Below are 20,657 nucleotides of genomic sequence, written 5' to 3'. Positions count from 1 at the left end.
CATGATGGGGGCGGGACCGCAGCAGATCGACGCGGCCGAATCTACTCCGGCCGGATCAACGCCACGACATCGCCGGCGCGCAAAGTCTGGCCAGGCTTGACCGGCACCGACGCAATGCGGCCCGCCGCAGGCGCGTGCACGCTAATCTCCATCTTCATGGACTCGATGATGGCCAGCGCGTCGCCGGCTGCGACCTTGGCGCCCTCCTCGACCAGGATCTTCCAGATATTGCCCGGCACCTCCGAGAAGGCGCCGATCTGGCCATCGGGGATGCCGGTCGCGACGGCACTCGCGTCGATCGATTCCGCCGGCGTCTCGTCGAGCTTCATCTCGCGCCAGCGCTGGCGCTCGGCATCGAACGCCGCTTGTTGCGTCGCTTTGAACGCGGCAATCGATGGCCGCGCATCGGCCAGCGACTTCGCATAGTCGGCGTAGGAGAACTCGCCCTGCTCGATCCGGATGTCGTATTGCCCGTGCGGGAACGCGGCGCGGGCGTCGAGCAGTTCGTCGGCGTCAACCGGGAAGAATCGGATCTTGTCGAAGAACCGCAGCAGCCAGGGATGGCCGGGCTCGAACACCCGCGTGGTGCGCCAGCTGTTCCAGACCTGGATGGTGCGGCCGAACAGCTGGTAGCCGCCCGGCCCTTCCATGCCGTAGATGCACATATAGGCGCCGCCGATGCCGACCGCGTTCTCCGGCGTCCAGGTGCGCGCCGGATTGTACTTGGTGGTCACCAGCCGATGCCGCGGGTCGAGCGGGGTCGCCACCGGCGCGCCGAGATAGACGTCGCCGAGGCCGAGCACGAAATAATCGGCGTCGAACACGACGCGGCGAACATCATCCTCGCTGCCGAGGCCGTTGATGCGCCGGATGAACTCGACATTCGACGGACACCACGGCGCATCCGCGCGCACCAGCTCCTGATATTTGCGCATCGCAAGCTCGGCCTCTGGATCCCGCCATGACAACGGCAGATGCACGGTGCGGCTCGGCACCCGCATCGCATCGACCGGCGGCAGTTCGCGCTCGATCTTTCGCAGTACGTCGAGCAGCTTCGTTCGCGACAGCGCCGTGCCGTCATAATGGATCTGCAGCGAGCGGATGCCGGGCGTGAGGTCGATCAGGCCGCCGAGTTTTGCTTCTTCCAGCGCCTGCGCCAGCACATGCACGCGCAGCCGCAGCGCGATGTCGAGCTCCATCGGGCCATATTCGACCAGGAGATTGTCGTCGCCGGCGCGCCGGTACACCACCGGAATCGGACCATCATCGTTGCGGCCAACGATGGCCGCGCCGAGCTCGGGCGCTTGGAGCACCGTGGGGCCGGCGACGGGATCGTCGCGTTTCACCGGAACGAAGCGGACGGTGTCGCCGGGCCTGAGCTGGCCGATCTTCCAGAGCTCGTCGCGCGCGACGACCGCCGGACAGACGAAGCCGCCGAGACTCGGTCCGTCCGGTCCCAGAATGATCGGCATGTCGCCGGTGAAATCGATCGAGCCGACCGCATAGGCGTTGTCGTGAATGTTCGACGGATGCAGTCCGGCCTCGCCGCCGTCGGCGCGGGCCCAGCGCGGCTTAGGCCCGATCAGCCGCACGCCGGTGCGGGCGCTGTTGAAGTGCACCTCGTAGCTCGCCGCGAATAGCGTCTCGATGTCCTCGTCGAGGAAGAAATCCGGCGCACCATGCGGGCCGTAGACCACGCCGATCTGCCACGCCGAAGTCAGCTCCGGCCGCTCGTCCTCCGCAGCGCGCCGCGGCAAGGCAAGGCCAGATCGCTCGGCACCGATGTGCAGCACCTCGCCGGCCTTCAGCGAGCCGGTCGCATGGCCGCCGAAGGCGCCGAGCGCAAACACCGCCCGCGAGCCGAGAATCTCGGGCACGGCGATGCCGCCGCGCACGGCGAGATAGCTGCGCTGGCCCGGGCCCTTGATGCTGCCGATGACAAGCGTCTGGCCCGCGCACACCGCGACCGGCTCGTCATGAGCGACCTCGGTACCGTCGAGCGATGCCTTCATGCGTGCACCCGCGAGCGCGACGATCGCATCGGTATTGAAGCGCAGGGTCGGCCCGTTGACCGTCAGCTCCAGCGCGGTCGTGGTCTCCGGATTGCCGACCACGCGGTTGGCAAGACGAAACGACCGCTCATCCATCGGCCCGCTCGGCGGCACGCCGACATGCCAGAGATGCAGCCGGCCGGGCAATTCCTGCACCCCACTCTGCGCACCCGGTGCGACGACGTCGATGGTGCGGGGGCGATAGGCGAATGCGCCGAGCACGCTGGTCGCCACCTTGCCGCCGCGGAACACGTCAGACGCCGCGATCGCGCGGAGATAATCGAGATTGGTCTCGATGCCGGCAACGACCGTGTCATCCAGCGCTTTCGCCAGCTTTGCGATCGCGGCCTCGCGCGTCTCGGCCGACACGATGATCTTGGCCAGCATCGGATCGTAGAACGGCGAGACCTCGGTGCCGGTCTCGATCCATCCGTCGATCCGCGCATCCGGCGAAAACGCGACCTGCGTCAGCCTGCCCGCGCTCGGGCGAAAGCCTGCGCCCGGGTTCTCGGCGTAGAGCCGCACCTCGATCGCCGCGCCCCTCGGTGCGAGCGCGCCGGCCTCGCCCAGCACATCCTCGCCGGCCGCCTGCCGGATCATCCATTCCACGAGGTCGACGCCAGTGACCTGCTCGGTGACGGGATGCTCGACCTGCAGGCGGGTGTTCACCTCGAGAAAGTAGAAATCCTCGCGCGCGACGTCATAGATGAACTCCACCGTACCGGCGGATTCGTAAGCGACCGCCTTGCCGAGCGACACCGCGGCCGCGTGCAGCCGTTGCCTGATCTCGGCGGAGAGACCGGGCGCGGGGGTCTCCTCAAAGACCTTCTGGTTGCGCCGCTGCAGCGAGCAATCGCGTTCGCCGAGCGCGACCACATCGCCCTTGCCGTTACCGAAGATCTGCACCTCGATGTGGCGGGCTTGGGCGACGAACCGCTCGAGATAGACCCGGGCATCACCGAAGCTCGCCCGCGCCGTGCGCTGCACCGATTCAAACCGCTCGCGCAGCGTTGCCATGTCGTGGCAGAGCTGCATGCCGATGCCGCCGCCGCCCGCCGTGCTTTTCAGCATCACCGGAAAGCCGATTCTGTCAGCCTCGCGCACCGCCTCCTCGATGGTCTCCAGCAGGCCGGAGCCCGGCAGCAGCGGCACGCCGCTGCGCTCGGCGATCTCGCGCGCCCGATGCTTGAGGCCGAAGGCGTCGAGATGCTCAGGCCGCGGCCCGATGAACTTGATGCCATGTTCGGCGAGCCGCTCGGCGAAGCGGCGGTTCTCCGACAGGAAGCCGTAGCCGGGATGCACCGCCTGCGCGCCGGTCGCAAGACACGCAGCCATGATCGCATCGACGTTGAGATAGCTCTCGGCCGCCGGTGCCGGACCAATGCGCACCGCCTCGTCGGCCTCGAGCACCGGCCGCGTGAAGCGGTCGGCGTCGGAATAGACCGCGACCGAGCCGATGCCCATGCGGTGCAATGTCTTTCCGATCCGCCCGGCGATCTCGCCGCGGTTGGCAATCAGGACCTTGCTGAACATGCCTCACGCCTCCGGCTCGAAGATCGTGACCTGCACCGGCGTCGGGAAAAAGCCGTTGCAGGGATTGTTGATCTGCGGGCAGTTCGAGATCAGGCAGAGCACGTCCATCTCGGCGACCAGCTCGATGGCGTCACCCGGTTTGGAGACGCCGTCGACCACGGTGAAATTTCCGGCGGGATCTATCGGCACGTTCATGAAGAAGTTTAAATTCGGCACGATGTCGCGCTTCGACATGCCGTATTTCGCAGCTTCGATCGCAAAATTCTCGCGGCAGGCGTGCTGGTAGCGGGTCTGGTGCCCGAACCGCACGGTGTTGCTTTCGCAGGAGCAGGCGCCGGCGGAGGTATCGTGCTGGCCGCAACTGTCGGCGGTGACGCGCAGCATCACCCGGCCTTCATTGGACATGATCCTGGTGCCGAGCCCGACATAGGCCGAGCCCTGCGCGCGCAACGTATCCTGGCCGCTGTACCGCTCGCCAAAATCGTCGGCGCGATAGAACAGCGTATCGACCGCCTGCTGGCCATGAGTGTCCGTGATCCGCAGCGTCTGGCCTTTGCGGATGATGGCCGACCATGGCTTGCGCGCGGGAATTTCCACGTCGAGAACGACGCGGCCACGGGTCTGAGCGGATTGCGTGGTCATCGCACGTCTCCTTCGCTCGTCTCGCCGAGATACAGCGCGTTGTTCTGATAGGCGCGGACCGCCTCCGCCGTCGCAGTGCGGCACAAATCGTCGGCGGCGGGCTTGGCCGAGCGGTAGCGCACGATCTCCACGCTCGCCTGCGGATAGCTTTCCGCGGGATCGAGCGGATGCGGACAGTTCGACAGCGCAATCAGCAGGTCCACCTCCGCACGCAGATCGACGAAGTCTCCCTTCTCTCGGCGTGCGTCGGACCACACGAACCTGCCGCCCGCCTCGATCGCAACCGGTGCAAAGAAGCTGACGCAGGGATGCACGTCGCGGCGATCGAGCCCGAGCTTCGCCGCAGCCAGAACGAAATTGTCGCTCGTGTTGCGGAAACTCCCTTCGCCGTATTTCGCCAGGTTGGTCGCCGCGGTCGAGCCGCCGACCACGGCATCATGCGCGGCGCTGCTGTCCTCGGTGATGCCGAGCAGCGCACGCCCCATGTCCGAGAGCAGCACGCGGCCCTTCTGCAGCCGCGCCGCCCACTGCACCTTGATGGTGTCGGCGTGGTTGAGCCGCTCGGTGGTGTCGGCGCTGTTCCAGGCAAGAAGGCTGACGGTCGATGTCCCCGAACTGTTGACGATACGCAGCGTGTCGCCGCGGTTCAGCCGTGTGGTCCAGTACCAGCCGGCCGGAATCGTCTCGCGATGGATGATCGCATCGGTGGCGATCGACGCAGCGTCGCGCGCGGTTGGCGCCGGCAGCGCCCGCGGCGCATGCTCCTGCCCTGCCGCCTTCAGCTCGTTGTAACGTCGGGTATGCGCCGCGATCTCGGCCTTCTGTTCCTCTGTGAGGATCATGGTTGCTCCTTCAAGACGAGAGCGCCGGGCCGTCCCGGCTGATGCTCCTTGTCTGACCGGGCCGTCCCGATCGGAGCTGGTTGAACGGATGACCGCGGCTCCGCGCTGCGGCGTGGGAAGATCTCGAGGTCGCGTGACACCGTGGCGCCGTAGCGCTCGCGCTCCTCCGGCCGGTTGCGCTGCCGCTCCAGCGCGATCACGCGCGTCGCGAGCCCGAACGCCTCGCTGAGGTCATGCGTCACCATCACGATAGTCAGATGTGTCTCGTTCCAGAGCCGCTTCATCAACACATGGATGTCGGCGCGAATCCCCGGATCGAGCGCGCCGAACGGCTCGTCGAGCAGCAGGATTTTTGGACCGCGCATGATCGCCTGCGCGAGGGCGAGGCGCTGCTGCATGCCGCCCGACAGTGCAGATGGATATTTGCTCTCCTGACCGGCGAGCCCGACCTCGGCAAGCAACACCACGGCCTCGTCGGTGGCGGCGCGGCGCGCGGCGCCGAACAGCCGGGCGGTGAATTTGGCGTCGCGCAGTTCGCGGCCCAGCATGACGTTTTGCAGCACGGTCAGATGCGGAAACACCGAGTAGCGCTGGAACACCACGCCGCGGTCGGCATCCGGCTCGGCGCGCAACGGCTTGCCGTCGACCATGATCTGGCCGCGGCTCGGCTGCTCCTCACCGAGCAGCATCCGGAGCAGCGTGGTCTTGCCGCAGCCGGACGGGCCGACTAGCGCAATGAAGGCGCGCGGCTCGACCTCCATCGTGATGCGCTCGAGCACAATGTGATCGCCATATTCCTTCCAGACGTCGTCGAACCGGATCGCGCTCATTCCGCCCTCACCGAGGCAAACCAGGGAAACAGCCTGCGCTGCGTGACGCGCAGGCCGACATCGATCAGGAACGCCAGCAGCGTGATCCAGGCGACGTAGGGGATGATGACGTCCATCGCGAGATAGCGGCGCACCAGGAAGATCCGGTAGCCGAGCCCGGAATCCGAGGCGATCGCCTCTGCTGCGATCAGGAACAGCCACGCCGGTCCAAGTTGCAGCCGCAGCACGTCGATCAGCCGCGGCAGCGTTTGCGGCATCGCGACGCGCAGCGCGATCTGCCAGGTCGAGGCGCCGAGCGTCTGCGCCTTGACGATCTGCTCGCGCGGCAGCTCCTGCACCTTCATGGCGAGGTCGCGGATCATGCAGGGCAGCGTCCCGATCACGATCAGCGCGATCTTCGAGTTCTCACCCAACCCCATCACGATGAACAGGATCGGCAACAATGCCAGTGGCGGCACCATCGAAGTCACCGACACGAACGGCCCGAGCAGGGCATTGGCGCCCGGCAACAGCCCGATCACGATGCCGAGGACGAGCGCCGCCACCGTCGAGATCGCCAGCGCCGACCCCAGTCGCCCCAGGCTGGCGACGGTGTCGGAGGCCATCAGATAGCCGCCGGTGCGCGGATCGACCTCGAACGCCATCTGCTTGACGGCCTGCACCATGCTGGGCAGCGCCGGCAGCAGCTTGTCGTTCGGGTTTTGCGTGAGCCGCGCGCTGGAGCCGGCGAAGTAGGCGATTGCGACCAATACGAACGGCAGCGCGAGCAGATAGAATCGCGTCTGCCGTCCCGGCCGTATGTTCACAAGTCGCATGTCCGGCTCCTGCTTGAGGCGACGCGATGCGCGTCAGAGCTTGACGTCAAAGCTTGCCTTTGGCGACTTCGTCCATGTAGGTCGGGTCGAAGCGCAGCTTGACGTTCGACTTGTCGCCCAGCACCGACTTGTCGGCGAGCTCGATCCCAACGGCATCGGCGGATTTCGCGCCCTTGCCGAGCAGATCTTTGTCGAACAGGAACTTGCGGACGCGGTCCATGGTCACGCCGATGGTCTGGCTGCGCGTAAACGCTTCGGCGTCGGTTGCCTTGTCGAACAGTTTTGTGGTCGAGAGCTGGCTGTCGAAACCTGCGAGGTCGGTGCCGGAGGCCTTGGCCATCGCTTCCTTGGCGGCTTTCGCGGCGGGATCGTTCGCCGTCATCTTGGACAGCGTCTCATACCAGATGCCGACCAGCGCCTTGGCGAAATCAGGATTGTCCTTGGCAACCTCCGTGTTCACCACCATCAGGTCCATGATCTCGCCGGGGATCTGCGAGGAGTCGAACACCTTCTTTGCATCGGGTGAGCCGAGGATTTCCGTCACGATCGGATTCCAGGTCACGACCGCATTGACGTCTGATGTCTTGTAGGCGGCGGCGATATCGGCATCGGAGGTGTTGACGACCTTGACGTCCTTCTCGCTCAGCTTGCTGGTCTCGAGCGCGCGCGCCAGCAGATAGTGCGACACCGAGAACTCGACCAGATTGACCGTCTGGCCCTTGATCGCGGCGAGATCCGACTTGTTCTTGAGGATCACGGCGTCGTTGCCGTTGGAGAAATCGCCCATCACGACCGCGGTGGTGTCGACACCGCCAGCCGCCGGAATCGACAGCGCGTCCATGTTGGTGATGGTGACGGCATCATAGCCGCCGGCGGTGTACTGGTTGATCGATTCGACGTAGTCGTTGAACTGCTTGACCTCGATCGTGATGCCGTATTTGTCGGCCCACTTCTTGACGATGCCGGTGTCGGCCGCATAGCCCCACGGCATCCACCCGACATAGATCGACCAGGCGACCTTGAAGCTTTTCTTCGGTGCGGCGTCAGCGACGGATGCGGCCGCGAGCACGATCGCGCAGCCGATGACAACAGAGCGGAGGAAGAAAGAGAACTTGTTCATTGCCGATCCCTCTTGCGAAACTTCACAAAAAGGGACTGGCGAAAAGACCATCGCTCCGCCAATCCCTTGGCTAACGAGGTCTCCCGGGCTTTTATCCCGCCGTGCACCTGCGGGGATGTCTCCCCCGCAAGCGGCTGCTCTCGGACCAGCACCTTGCTTCGCAAGATCGGAACCCTAGCGGCCAACTCGATGCCCTTGATGCACGAGGCGTGCCACACCATCGGCGTTTGAATCTCATGAGATTTTTCGGCGCGCGCCGCGCGGCCGCGAGCGCGCCCTGCTTAAAAACTACGCAGGCCTGCCCAGAATTGACTCTGTCATTCCGCCGACGACGCCAGCAGGATCGCAACTGGCGGATGTCGAAGGGGAAGTCGATGCGCAAGCTTCTGAGCGTACTGTGCGGCGGCCTCTGGCGCGGGCTGCACGGCCGGTTTGGTCTGATGCCAGGATGCGAGATCGGCGGTCCCCGGCAGCGCCAACCCTGAATGGCGAGGCCGGTCAGCTCTTCACGGTATTGATCGCGACACTTTCCGTGTAGGCCGGCCGTGCCGTGACGCGATCGAGATAGGGCGTTGCGACCTCGCAGACACCGACACCGTAATCGATCGCCCATACCAGGCAGGTCGTCAGCAGGATATCCGCGCTGGTGAACTGATCGCCCATCAGATATTGGCGGCCGTCCGACAAGGCGACTTCGACATGGCGGAGCTGCTGGCGAAAATACTCGGCCGCTTTCACGACGACGTCCGGAGCATGGCCGTAGATGTGGGCGAGGCCTTGGACGTCATGGCGGCGCATCACATAGAGGCTGGTCGAGTCGAGCTCGGCCACGATGAAGAAGCACCATTCCAGCCATCGCGCAAAGTCGCGCTCCTCGACGGGAACGAGCGACATGTTCGGGTTGGAGTAATGGCGCGCCAGATAGGCGACGATGGCCGCACTCTCCCCAATCGTGAAGTCGCCGTCCTGCAGCAGGGGAATCTTCTGCCGCGGATTGAGCAGGGTGTATTCCGGCGTCTTGGTCTCGCCGGAGCGCGGCAGGATCGGCTTGCAGTGATAGTCCAGCCCCAGTTCGTGCAACGCCCAATGGGCCCGGATCGTCCGCGATGTTCCCACCCCCCATAGCGTCAGCATCTCCGGCATGACGTCACCATTTCTCGACGGAGGGACGCAGATCCAGTTCATGGCTCCATCCGTCGCGGCTCTGCTGGTGCACGAACCAGTAGGCCTCCGCGATCGATGACGTGCGTGTCAGCGTGTCCGGCGGGATCTCTGATGCGTCGACGCCGGTGGCGGCCTTCATCCGCTGGTGGATGGCCGGGCTGTCGACACCGGCATCGATCAACAGATGTGCGACATGGATATTCTTGGGCCCGAGCTCGCGCGCCATCGCCTGGGCGACCGCGCGCAGGCCGAACTTGGCGGACGCGAATGCCGCAAAGCCGCTGCTGCCGCGCACGCTCGCGGTCGCGCCGGTGAACAGCATGGTACCGCGGCCATGCCGCAGCATGTGCCGGGTCGCCTCGCGCCCGACCAGGAAGCCGGCGAAGCAGGCGAGCTCCCAGGCCTTGAAGAACAGCTTTTCGCTGGTCTCATGCAGCTCCTTCTTGACGTTCGAGCCGGCATTGAACAGGCAAACCTCGATCGGCCCGATCTCGCGTTCGACGCGCTCGCAAAGCTCCTGCACCTCGGTCTCGCGCCGCGCGTCGACGCTGAACGCATGCACCTGGCTTCCGGCGCCGGTCAGTTCCTCCACCAGGGCACTCGATTTCGCCGCATCGCGCCGCGCGATGCAGACGGTGTAGCCGCCGGCGGCGAAGCGCCGCGCCACCGCGGCGCCGATCGCATCGCCCGCGCCAACCAATAAGGCAGTCTTGTTCGTCTCGGCCATAGGACATCTCCCACCGACGGCGGTTGTTCGGTTCAGCAATGGTGACGTTGCGTGGCGCGGTCGCTCAGACCGCGCGCACGGCCTTCTGCTCGATCATCTCTGCGATGGCGGCCTCGCCGTAGCCGAGGTCGGACAGCACCTGCCTTGTGTGCTGGCCGATGCGCGGCGCAGGACCGCCGATCGCGGCGGCATCGACCTCGAAGCGCGCAGCGGGCTTGGGCTGCCGCACCGTGCCGACCCCGGGCTGCTCGAGCTCGGCGATCAGCCCGCGGGCAACCACCTGCTCGTTGGCAATGATTTCACCGCGCCGGAGGATCGGCGCACAGGGCACATCGGCCGCATCGAGCCGGGCGAGCCATTCGGCGGTGGTGTGCCTGCCGATATAGTCCTGCATCTTGTTGATGCGCGCCGTCGCGTTGACCGAGCGTGAAGCCGGCGTGGCGAAGCGCGCATCGTTGGCGAGCTCCGGATCGCCGGTCGCCTTGCAGAAGCCCTGCCACTCGGAGTCGGAGATCGTCCCGCAAGTGAGGTAGCCGTCCGAGGTCTGGAACACGAGATCGGGACGATCGTTCGGATCGGCCGTCGCCTGCTCGCGGCCGACCACCGTGTATTGCATCATGCCTTCCGGCCAGAGATAGGCGATCATCGCGTCGAGCATCGCCACCTGGATATGCTGGCCACTGCCGGATTTTTCCCGCGCGTAGAGCGCCGCCGTGATCGCCTGCGCGGCATAGACCGCCGTCGTCTTGTCGGCCACGATGGTCCGGATCATCTGCGGACGGTTGGTCACCGGCTGCGCCTGAATATCGCAGAAGCCCGACAGGGCCTGCACGATGGGATCATAGACGCGCTTCTTGGCGTAAGGCCCGTCTTCGCCGACGCCGCTGATCGAGACATAGATCAGCCGCGGATTCTTCCTGCGCACCTCGTCCGGACCGAGCCCGAGACGTTCCATCGTGCCGGGCCTGAAATTCTGCACCAGCACGTCGGACTGCAGGACCAGCTTGCCCAGCACGTCCCGGCCGGCATCGGTCTTCATGTCGATCGAGAGCGAACGCTTGCCGCGGTTCGACGAGATGAACAGCGCCGAGAACTCGCCGGTCTTGTCGACATTGGCTCGGCTGCGGCGGGTGATGTCGCCGCCGATCGGCTCAACCTTCAGAACGTCCGCGCCCTGATCGGCCAGAAACATCGTCGCGAACGGGCCCGAAACGACACCGGTCAGATCAAGTACGCGAACTCCCGCCAATGGCCCTGGCATGTTTTGCTTCCTTCTCCAATGCGCGGACGCGACCAAATCCCGAGCGCAACCTCGGCATACGATGGACCGTGCGCCGGCGCTTGCGGGAAAGCGCCTCGACTTGCAAAAAAGCGCCGAAACTCACGCCCGGCCCTGCTGCCGGAACACAGACGGACTGACACCCGTGACTTGCCTGAACGTCGACGAGAAATGCTGGGCGTGGCTGAACCCCGAGGCCAGCGCGATGCTGGTCAGGCTCTCATCGGTGTCGCTGAGGCGACGTTTGGCCACCTCGATGCGCAGGCCGAGCACATAGCGATGCGGGCTGGTGCCCATGCTCTCCTGGAACGCGCGCAGGAAATGCCGCTTGCTCAGGCCGGCAACATCTGACAGTGCCGACAACGAGATCGTCTCGCCAAGATTGGCCCGGACGAATTCCTCGATCCTCCGCAGCTTGAGCGCCGGCAGTCCGCCACGGCTTAACGCCTTCGCCGGTTCCGCGCCGCGCGACAGCCGCGCCATGTGGGCCAGCGCCTGGCTGGCCCAGCCTTCGGCGAACAGATCGAACAGATTGTCCGGCGTGGTCGCTTCCTGGCAAAGTTCGGAGAGACCGCGACAGAGCTGGTCATGGCCGAACGCGATCGCCGGCGTTTCGATCAAGCCATTGAGACGGCTCTGCACGAATTTTGGGTCGACGAAGACGACGACATAGTCGAACGCCGGCCCGACCGACCACTCCCCCTCGATCTCGGTACCGGCGGGAAACAGCGCGAGATTGGCTGCCCTGGAGAACTCATACTCGACCGGACGGCCGTTGATCGTGGCCTGCAACCGCGAGCAGCCATTGCGGAACCAGAACAACGTCAGCTCGGGCTGGCGGAAGTGCCAGTTCATGCGGGGCCGCGAGGTCCGGCTGAGCAGCTCGACCCTGATCGGCTCTGACCGCGCGATGACGGACGACACCAGCTCACCGCCGACCTTGCGGACAAACCGCTCCGGACGCGCTTCCTCCATGGGACATCTCCTCCGCGTTTGGCACGGATGGTAAGTTCCAAATCAGAATTGACGATCCGGAGCCGGAAATCCAGCCCTTTGATGGCTGATCGCCAAGATGTTAGCGGGCAGTTCCGGAGGATGGCGCACGCGACCGTGATGTCAGCCATTCTTGACTGACCATTCCAAATCCGTCATTTCGAAGCAATGGCAAGACCGAAGGAATTCATTGCGGAAGAGGCGCTTGATGCCGCGATCGGCGTATTCCGCGAGCACGGCTATGAGGGCACGTCGGCGGAGATGCTGGTACGGACACTCGGCATCGGCCGGCAAAGCCTTTACGACACGTTCGGCGACAAGTGGCAACTGTATCTCGCCGCGGTGCAGCGCTATGCCGCCCGGGAGACGGAGGCCCATTTGTCAGCCCTGGCAAGCGAGCAGCGCGCGCTCGATGGTCTTCGCGCCATGGTCGAGCGCGTGGTGGATGCCGCGGCGGAGGCGTGTCTGGGCGTCAATTCAATCTGCGAATTCGGTACCGGCAAGCCGGAGCTTGCTGCGGTTCGAGAGAACTCTGGACGCGCGCTGACCAAGGCCATCGTGGCGCGAATCCGTGAGGCTCAGGCGCAGGGCGACGTGGCGGCCGAAATCGACCCGTCCAGCGCGACCGAATTCCTCTACGCATCCTTTGCGGGGATCAGGGTCGCCGCCCGCGGCGGCGCCGGCCACCGGCGATTGCGATCACTCGGACAGTTGGCGCTGCGCGCACTCGCATGATTTTTTGGCCTATTCTGGAATGAACATTCCAACAACAGGAGATACGGAAATGACCTTCACAGCATCGGAGAGACCACGTACCGCACTCATATTCGGTGGCTCGCGGGGGATCGGCGCCGCGATTGCCAAGCGCCTTGCAGAGGACAGGTTCTCGGTCGCCCTCACCTATGTGAGCAGGCCCGACAAGGCACGCGAGGTGTGCGATGGGATTTCCGGGGCCGGAGGCAAGGCAGTCGCGATCCACGCCGACAGCGGCGATCCCGCCGCGATCCGGCGCGCCGTGGCGGAGGCCACCGATCAGCTCGGACTGCTTGATGTCGTGGTCATCAATGCGGGCGTGCTTCGTCTCGGATCGATCGAGTCATTCAATCCCGACGATCTCGATCTGCTGCTCAATGTGAACATTCGCGGCGTGTTCCTGGCGATGCAGGCCTCCACTGCCGCCATGCGTGACGGCGGGCGGATCATCACGATCGGAAGCAACACGGCCATCAGGACCGGCGCCGCCGGCGGCAGCGCCTATGCGATGACGAAGGCGGCGGTCGCTTCACTCGTGAAGACCGCAGCACTCGACCTGGCCCCGCGGCAAATCACGGTCAACAATCTGCAGCCGGGACCGACGGCCACGGACATGACCGCCGGCATGGCCGATTGGCTGAAGGAGAGGATTCCGTTGCGCCGCCTGAACAGTCCGGATGACATCGCATCGGCGGTCAGCTTTCTGGCAGGCAACGGCGCCAGCCTGATCACGGGCACCAGCATCACCATCGACGGCGGCTACGTTCTCTGATCGGGCCGCGTATGCGAGAGCGGTGCGTTATCCGGCGACCCGGAGCGCAGTTACCGCGACGCAGGCGTTGCCGAACGGAATCAGCACCACCTGCGCGCCGTTCGGCAGCGCGATCGTCGCGAGGTCTCCAAGCGTGCCGTTCTGCCCGTTGAGCTTGGCGAGCTCCGCGGCAACCGTCGGGCAGCTCTCCGCGCTTGGCGTCACCCGCACCAGATTGCCTTCGCAGGACGACCCGACCGGCGCGGCAAACACGATGCCGGCGGCACGCTGGGCAGCGCTGCCCTGGGGCGCCTGGATTGGCGCGAGCGCAACCAGCGACTGCACCGAATGCGAATTGCCGGCCTTGGCGTCCCACTGCGACTGCGCGGTGTAGTTGGAGTTCGTCGCGAGACCGCGGCCGAGCAACCCGAACAGATTGGCGCAGGTCGCGACGTTGCCCTGCCGCGCATGCTCGTCGAACACCGTCGGCTGCTGCCCCGCCTGCTGCGGCGGAACGGATGCCGCCGCCGCCGATGGCGTCTGCGCCTCCTGCGGACGCTGTTTGTGCGGCTGCGGCTTCGCAGCGGCAGCAGGCTTCTTGGCCGGCGCTGATGTCCCTTGCTGCAGCGGCATCGGCTGCGCCTGAGTAGGCTGCTGGGCATATCCCACGACGCCGGCCGCACTGAGCGCCGCCACGACGACCGCCGCGGAAATCAGGATGGGGGTCTTCAGTCGCATCGGCGTTTTCATCTTCTCGTCCTGCAGCTCGATGCGGATCTCCGAATGCCGGGTCCGCATGCCTCTCCGGGAGCCTCTTCCGTTCCGATTGAATCGGAACAGGGCTCCGGATTTTGGTTTTGACGCGTTTTCCTCGCGCGAACCGGCATCCACTTCGCTCGAAAACGCTCTCGGGTCATTTCAGCTTCGCCAGCACACCGGACAGGCCGTCGAGCGGCGCCTCCAGCACGACCGGCCCGCCTTGCGGCAGCGGATACGACACCAGGCACGGCGTCGCCGCGCGGATGTGCCGCCTCAGCACATTGCCGATAGCGATCGTGGCAAAGCAGAAATTGGCGTCGCAGCGATCGGTCTGCGCAACGATGCGGTCCGGACTGTCGCCCATCGCGAGCTCGATCTGCGCGCCGACCCCGGCGACCGCGGGAATCCGCATCGCCATCAGCGGCTTGCCGTCGGCGGTCGCAATCAGCGACCAGTTGAAGGCAACCGCGCCCTGCGCGTTGACGATCGATTGCGTGACGTTGCAGACGCGGCGCTTCGATTTCAGGCTCTCGTCGCAGATCAAGGTCCAGTTCTTGAACGGCTGGATCATCCGCCTGAACTCGCCGAGCGTCTCGCCTTCCGGCACCACGACGTCCGATGGCTTCACGGCATAGGCGGGTGGCGGCGCGCCCTGCGCGCTCGCGCCCGCCGCCGCGCCGAGCCAGATGGCCAAAGCCAGCCACGCCAGCCGCCTCGTCGACGCCAGGGTCAATTGAGCGTCAGGCTCACGCCGGCGCTGACGCCCCACTCGCTGCCGGCGGTGGTCGCCGCCGCGTTGGTGCGCAGCCGGCCGTTCTCGCTGGTGTAGCCGATGCCGAAGGCGAGCGCGCCCTGGCTGCGCCAGACGCCGCCGCCGGCCGATGCGCTGATCTTGCCGGGCCGGTCGTCATAGCGCAGCGATGCTGCGGCCATGCCGATCGCGGCCGCACGCCAGGCGTCCTGCCGCACCTCGCCGATCTGGCCGTTCAGCTGCTGGAATGCGCTGTTGAGCTGGTTGACGTTGACCGCGTCGGTGCCGGCGACACCCGCCGCCACGTTGCTGATGGTGACCGGCCCGCTGCTGCCGCTGTTCAGCGTCACCTTGTTGGTGGTGTTGCCGGAGGCATCGGTGTCGTAGCGGATCGAGCCGCTGGAAACCGCCTGCAACTGGCTGACATTGACCGCATCGGTCGCAGCCGAGCCCGCGGCAACATTGGTGACGCGGCGTTCAGCCCCGGCCGAGCCGACCGACACTTCGCCGGTCGCAACCCCCGCGACGCTCTTGCCGACGACGGGCGTATAGGCTGCATCGCTCAGATTGGCCGTTGTAGTCGAGTTCGCGCCGAGCGCCAGCGAATTGGCCGAAGTCGCCTTGGCGCCGGCGCCGATCGCGACCGAGTTGGCGCCCGATGCGGCCGAGCCGTTGCCCATCGATACTGCGTTCGCGCCGCTTGCGACCGATTGCGGTCCGATCGCGACGCTCTCCGCGCCCGTGGCGGACGAATCCGCCGCGGTGGAGTTGGCGTGGAAATACTTGATGCCGCCGCTGCCGGTCGAGATGTTGTTGACCGTTGTATAGAGAGCGTCGAGCGAGGTGTTGGTGGCCCAGAGCTGCGAGCCGTTGATCGCGTCCGTCGAGGTCGCGCTGATCTGTCCCGCGGCCACGTTGGTGACGGTGCGTTCCGCCCCGACGCTGCCGACGCTGACGGTCGAGGTCGGCGCCGTGCCGGCGAAGGCGTAGGTGGTGCCGCCGATCGTGGTGTTCTTGGTCGCGACCACCGTCTGTGTGGTCGAATTGGCACCGAGCGCGACGTCGCCGGCCTGTGCCGTCGCCTTGGCATTCGGGCCGAGCGCAACGCTGGTCGGGTTGGTCGTCTGGGACCCGGCGCCGATCGAGACGGACTGGATGCCGCTGGCCTGCGCATTGGTTCCGAACGCGATCGAGTCGGCGAAGTTGGATACCGAATTCTGGCCGATCGCAATGCCGCCGGGCGCAGTCTGCTGCACGGTCGCGCCAAATCCCATGCCGATGCCGTTGTCGCCATTGACCACGGTCTGCGGCCCCACCGCGACCGAGTTGTTACCGACCGCGAGCGAGTCGGCGAGCGTCGAATTGGCGTGGAAGTATTTCGTCGTCGTGGTCGCGAACGACGACAGTGCACCGGTCAGCTGCCGCACGGTGACGGCATCGCTCGACTGGGTGCCGTCGGCCACATTGGTGATCTGGCGATAGCTCGTCGCATTGCCGACCGACACCGCGCCGAGCAGCGCGAGATCGGTTGTGTTGTAGGGGATGATGGTGCCGCCGATCGTGCCGGAAGCCGGCGCGAGCGCGCGGTTGGAGATCGAACCCGAGCCGATCGCGACGCCGCCGGCGACCGTGGCCTGGGTGTTGAAGCCGAGCGCGGTGGAATTGGCGGCGGTTGCCGACGCGGCGATGCCGGCGGCCATCGAATTCGCACCGGTCGCACCGTTGTTGGTGTAGTTCGCCAGCTGGGTGCCACCGTCGTTGACGCTGTAATAATGCGTCAGGCCGTTGCTGACGATGGTCGACAGGCTGTCGATCGCCGAGGTGGCGGCAAACAGCTGCGAACCGTTGATCGCATCGGTCGATCCGTTGCTGATCCGTCCCGCCGCGACGTTGGTGATGGTGCGTTCGCTGCCGACCGAGCCGACGCTGACAGTCGAGAGCGGCGTCGTGCCGGCGAAGCTGTAGGCGGTGGTGCCGATGGTGATGCCTGACGTGCCGACCGCCGTAGTGGTCTGGCTGCCCGAGCCGAGCGCGACAGCGCCGTCGTTGGCCGCGGTCGCGGCGGTGCCGAGAGCAATCGAATCGCGACCGGATGCCTTCGGACCGCCGCCAAAGGCATTGCCGATCGCGATGGCACCATCATTCGTGGCCTGCCCCGCACCGATAGCAACGGCCCCGGTCAGCGGCGAATTGCTGAGCGACGCGGCAAGCGCGCCCGAACCGAGCGCCGTATCGGATGATGCCCGCGCCGCGGCGCCGGTGCCGACCGCAACACTGCTCGCGCCGGCGGCACTCGCACTGACGCCGGCCGCGAGCGCGTTGGCGCCGCTGGCTCCGGCGTTGTTGTAGTTGGTGTCGGTTCCCGGCGTCGTGCTGTTGACGCTGTAGTCGTGGATCGCGCCGGCGGCGATCTGGCTCGTCAGCGTGTTGGCGACACTGTAGAGCTGCGAGCCGTTGATGGCGTCCGTGCTCGACGTGCCGATTCGACCGGCCGCGACGTTGGTGATGGTGCGTTCCGCGCCGACCCCGCCGACGCTAACCGTCGAGAGCGGCGTCGTGCCCGCGAAGCCCGAATAGGTGATGCCGTTGATCACCGCGTTGGGCGTGCCGACCGCAGCGGTCGTCACGCTGCCCGAACCGAGCGCGACAGCGCCGTCGTTGGCCGCGGTCGCGGCGGTGCCGAGAGCAATCGAATCGCGACCGGATGCCTTCGGACCGCCGCCAAAGGCATTGCCGATCGCGATGGCACCATCATTCGTGGCCTGCCCCGCACCGATGGCAACGGCCCCGGTCTGCGGCGAATTGCTGAGCGACGCGGCAAGCGCGCCCGAACCGAGCGCCGTGTCGGATGATGCCCGTGCCGCGGCGCCAGCGCCGACCGCAACACTGCTCGCGCCGGCGGCACTCGCACTGACGCCGGCCGCGAGCGCGTTGGCGCCGCTGGCTCCGGCATTGTTGTAGTTGGTGTCGGTTCCCGGCGTCGTGCTGTTGACGCTGTAGTCGTGGATCGCGCCGGCGGCGATCTGGCTCGTCAGCGTGTTGGCGACACTGTAGAGCTGCGAGCCGTTGATGGCGTCCGTGCTCGACGTGCCGATTCGACCGGCCGCGACGTTGGTGATGGTGCGTTCCGCGCCGACCCCGCCGACGCTAACCGTCGAGAGCGGCGTCGTGCCCGCGAAGCCCGAATAGGTGATGCCGTTGACGACCGCATTTGGCGTGCCGACCGCAGCGGTCGTCACGCTGCCCGAGCCGAGCGCAACGGCGCCGGCGTTGGCGGCGGTCGCGGCGGTGCCGAGAGCAATCGAATCGCGGCCGGATGCCTTCGGACCGCCGCCAAAGCCGTTGCCGATCGCGATGGCACCATCATTCGTGGCCTGCCCCGCACCGATGGCAACGGCCCCGGTCTGCGGCGAATTGCTGAGCGACGCAGCAAGCGCGCCCGAACCGAGCGCCGTGTCGGATGATGCCCGTGCCGCGGCGCCAGCGCCGACCGCAACACTGCTCGCGCCGGCGGCACTCGCACTGACGCCGGCCGCGAGTGCGTTGGCGCCGGTGGCTCCGGCATTGTTGTAGTTGGTGTCGGTTCCTGGCGTCGCGCTGTTGACGCTGTAGTCGTGGATCGCGCCGGCGGCGATCTGGCTCGTCAGCGTGTTGGCGACACTGTAGAGCTGCGAGCCGTTGATGGCATCGGTCGAGGTCTGGGTGACCCGGCCCGCCGCGACATTGGTGATGGTGCGCTCGGCGCCGACCGCGCCGACGCTGATCGTGGACCCGGGCGTGGTGCCGGCGAAGTTCCCATACGTGATGCCGTTGACGACTGCATTGGGCGTGCCGACCGCGGCAGCCGTGACGCTGCCGGAGCCGAGCGCGACATCGCCGGATTTTGCCGCCGCCGTGGCGCCGTTGCCCAGTGCGATATTGCCGACAAGACCGGCGGCGCCCGCGGTGGAGCCATTGCCGAGCGCCACGGAGCCCTGCCCGATCGCCTTGTTGTTGTTGCCGATCGCGACGGCGCCGTTGGCCTGGTTGGCGGCGGTGGCGCTGGCCGTGCCGTCACTGTTGGCGATATTGTTCGCGCCGCCGGTGAAAGCGCCGGTGCCGCTCGCATAGCTGGGGTCGCCGATCGCCACCGCGCCGTTGCCAAAGGCGGTGTTGTTCGCGCCGATCGAGACCGCCTGGCCGCCGGTCGCCACTGCGTTGGTGCCCAAGGCCACCGCGTTGGCGGAACTGGCCGCGGCATTGTTACCGATAGCGATGGCGCTTGTAGCCGACGCCTTGGCGCCGATGCCGAGCGCGGTACTGGCTACTCCGCTGGCGCTGGCGCTGACGCCGACCGCGAGAGAATTGTCTCCTGCCGCGCTCGCTCCAGACCCGAATGAAGAGGAGTTTTGGCCGCTGGCAACGGCTGTGTTGCCAACCGCAGTGCTGGCGGCGGCACTCGCATTTGAGGTAGTGCCGATCGCCAGCGAACTTGTGCCGGCGGCACTGGCCCCAACGCCGGTCGCGATCGAACTGATGCCGGCGGATGCCGCATTGTTGCCGAGCGCGATGCCGCCCGTCGCTGCACTGTTGACGATTGCGCCCGATCCAATTGCGACCGAGCCCCCGGTGCTCAGCGCCTGCGCCTGATTGCCCACAGCCACGGCGAAATCCCCGGCTGCGTTGGCGGAGCTACCTCCGGCGAATGAGTTGATTCCCGACGCGACCGCCTGCTTGCCGACGGCAGTCGCGCTGTCCGCCGAGGCAACGGCCGACCAGCCTCCGGCCCATGAAAAGTTGCCGCTCGCCGTGGAGCTGACGCCGACCGCACTGGCGTTGCCTCCGGTGGCACTGGCGAAGGTGCCCAAGGCGCTTGAGCCGGCTGCGGTGGCATTGGCGTTGACGCCGAGCGCGACCGAATTGACGCCGCTCGAGATCGTGCCGGCGCCCAGCGCCATCGCGCCGCCAGTGCCCGACGCCTGCGCACTCCGCCCGAGCGCGACCGTGTATTGTCCTGACGCAGCAGCCTGAACACCGACCGCCGTCGCCTGATACCCTGATGCATTGGCGAGCAAGCCGATGGAGGTGGCCCAGTTCCCAGTCGCGCTCGCACTGGGGCCAAGGCTCGAACTACCCTGCCCCGTGGCAACGGCCGCGTTGCCGATGGCAACCGCCTCAAAACTCGTGCCGCCACCGGGAAGCGCCGCGACGCCCCCGGTTCCGCTCGCATTCGCGTTCGTGCCGATGGCAATGGGAGACCCCCCTCCCGTAACATTTGCCTTCGCGCCCGCCCCAACGGCCGTGGGATTCCCTGCCCCCGCAGCCGCAGAGGCGTTCGTGCCGATCGCCGTCGCCTGGGTGCCCGTCGCGACGCTGCCGCTGCCGGCGTTGTAGTTCTGGGCGCTCGCGGTCGAGGTCGCGGCGATTGCGATCGCGAGTGCACCGAGCGTTGTTGCCATCCTTGACGTAAGCCCGCCAGCGCCGAGCGAACCAAGCCCCAGCCGATCACGCTTCACGCCGAGCTTGCGATGCGCCTGACGCAGCACCGCCAACAGCCGCCGCCGCAACGAACGGCTACCCGCATCGCCCGATGCGACCCAGCTCCGGACGAAACCGGTGCGGCCTTGACGCTTCAGCGATTCGGACGAGTTGTGTGCGACAACCATGG

At 66.5% G+C, this 20,657-nt stretch carries 15 protein-coding genes and 1 riboswitch; of the genes, 2 read left to right on the top strand and 13 right to left on the bottom strand.

The features are described 5' to 3' along the window. Window positions 1-41 precede the first annotated feature (41 nt). The 10 genes from uca to AAFG13_RS32200 all read right to left on the bottom strand — a co-directional run bounded on the left by uca (window position 42) and on the right by AAFG13_RS32200 (window position 11,978). Entirely contained in the window at window positions 42-3,584 is a 3,543-nt protein-coding gene (gene uca, locus AAFG13_RS32245; RefSeq protein ID WP_342709298.1) for an urea carboxylase, read from the bottom strand. A 3-nt stretch (window positions 3,585-3,587) separates the two neighbouring features. Further along, entirely contained in the window at window positions 3,588-4,226 is a 639-nt protein-coding gene (locus AAFG13_RS32240; RefSeq protein WP_342709297.1) for an urea amidolyase associated protein UAAP2, read from the bottom strand. Continuing rightward, entirely contained in the window at window positions 4,223-5,068 is an 846-nt protein-coding gene (locus AAFG13_RS32235) for an urea amidolyase associated protein UAAP1 (protein WP_342709296.1), read from the bottom strand. The genes AAFG13_RS32240 and AAFG13_RS32235 overlap by 4 nt, the downstream gene beginning before the upstream one ends. After that, window positions 5,065-5,898, bottom strand: a complete 834-nt coding sequence (locus AAFG13_RS32230; RefSeq protein ID WP_342709295.1) for an ABC transporter ATP-binding protein — start codon at window positions 5,896-5,898, stop codon at window positions 5,065-5,067. Before AAFG13_RS32230 ends, AAFG13_RS32235 begins: the two co-directional genes overlap by 4 nt. After that, window positions 5,895-6,713: an ABC transporter permease gene (locus AAFG13_RS32225; RefSeq protein ID WP_176529135.1), complete on the bottom strand. Its 819-nt coding sequence runs from the start codon at window positions 6,711-6,713 to the stop codon at window positions 5,895-5,897. Before AAFG13_RS32225 ends, AAFG13_RS32230 begins: the two co-directional genes overlap by 4 nt. A 46-nt stretch (window positions 6,714-6,759) precedes the next feature. Then, entirely contained in the window at window positions 6,760-7,833 is a 1,074-nt protein-coding gene (locus tag AAFG13_RS32220; protein ID WP_342709294.1) for a putative urea ABC transporter substrate-binding protein, read from the bottom strand. Between the two features lie 78 nt (window positions 7,834-7,911). Next, window positions 7,912-8,022, bottom strand: a riboswitch (guanidine-I (ykkC/yxkD leader). Between the two features lie 309 nt (window positions 8,023-8,331). After that, complete coding sequence (locus AAFG13_RS32215) at window positions 8,332-8,976, bottom strand: glutathione S-transferase family protein (RefSeq protein WP_342709293.1); 645 nt, start codon at window positions 8,974-8,976, stop codon at window positions 8,332-8,334. A gap of 4 nt (window positions 8,977-8,980) precedes the next feature. After that, window positions 8,981-9,724 (bottom strand): SDR family NAD(P)-dependent oxidoreductase, encoded by a 744-nt coding sequence (locus AAFG13_RS32210; protein ID WP_342709292.1) that lies wholly within the window; start codon window positions 9,722-9,724, stop codon window positions 8,981-8,983. A 64-nt stretch (window positions 9,725-9,788) separates the two neighbouring features. Further along, on the bottom strand, window positions 9,789-10,985 hold the full coding sequence (locus AAFG13_RS32205; protein WP_212313835.1) for a CaiB/BaiF CoA-transferase family protein: 1,197 nt from the start codon (window positions 10,983-10,985) through the stop codon (window positions 9,789-9,791). A gap of 120 nt (window positions 10,986-11,105) precedes the next feature. Next, window positions 11,106-11,978 (bottom strand): AraC family transcriptional regulator, encoded by an 873-nt coding sequence (locus tag AAFG13_RS32200; RefSeq protein WP_342709291.1) that lies wholly within the window; start codon window positions 11,976-11,978, stop codon window positions 11,106-11,108. Window positions 11,979-12,164: 186 nt separating this feature from the next. Between AAFG13_RS32200 and AAFG13_RS32195 the strand changes: the two genes are divergently transcribed. Then, entirely contained in the window at window positions 12,165-12,731 is a 567-nt protein-coding gene (locus AAFG13_RS32195) for a TetR/AcrR family transcriptional regulator (protein WP_342709290.1), read from the top strand. A 49-nt stretch (window positions 12,732-12,780) separates the two neighbouring features. Continuing rightward, window positions 12,781-13,521, top strand: a complete 741-nt coding sequence (locus tag AAFG13_RS32190) for an SDR family oxidoreductase (protein ID WP_342709289.1) — start codon at window positions 12,781-12,783, stop codon at window positions 13,519-13,521. 27 nt (window positions 13,522-13,548) lie between these two features. Here the strand turns inward: AAFG13_RS32190 and AAFG13_RS32185 are convergent, their stop codons facing one another. The 3 genes from AAFG13_RS32185 to AAFG13_RS32175 all read right to left on the bottom strand — a co-directional run bounded on the left by AAFG13_RS32185 (window position 13,549) and on the right by AAFG13_RS32175 (window position 20,655). After that, window positions 13,549-14,298 (bottom strand): hypothetical protein, encoded by a 750-nt coding sequence (locus AAFG13_RS32185; protein WP_212313843.1) that lies wholly within the window; start codon window positions 14,296-14,298, stop codon window positions 13,549-13,551. 115 nt (window positions 14,299-14,413) lie between these two features. Continuing rightward, window positions 14,414-14,992 carry an invasion associated locus B family protein gene (locus AAFG13_RS32180; RefSeq protein ID WP_212313845.1) on the bottom strand — a complete coding sequence of 193 codons (579 nt, stop codon included), beginning with the start codon at window positions 14,990-14,992 and terminating at the stop codon, window positions 14,414-14,416. Next, complete coding sequence (locus AAFG13_RS32175) at window positions 14,989-20,655, bottom strand: calcium-binding protein (RefSeq protein WP_342709288.1); 5,667 nt, start codon at window positions 20,653-20,655, stop codon at window positions 14,989-14,991. Before AAFG13_RS32175 ends, AAFG13_RS32180 begins: the two co-directional genes overlap by 4 nt. Window positions 20,656-20,657: the final 2 nt, after the last annotated feature.

This window comes from Bradyrhizobium sp. B124 (assembly GCF_038967635.1).
In the GTDB taxonomy this organism is placed as follows: domain Bacteria; phylum Pseudomonadota; class Alphaproteobacteria; order Rhizobiales; family Xanthobacteraceae; genus Bradyrhizobium.
The sequence above is the reverse complement of the archived record's forward strand: the minus strand, read 5'-3'. Positions and strand labels throughout refer to the sequence as shown.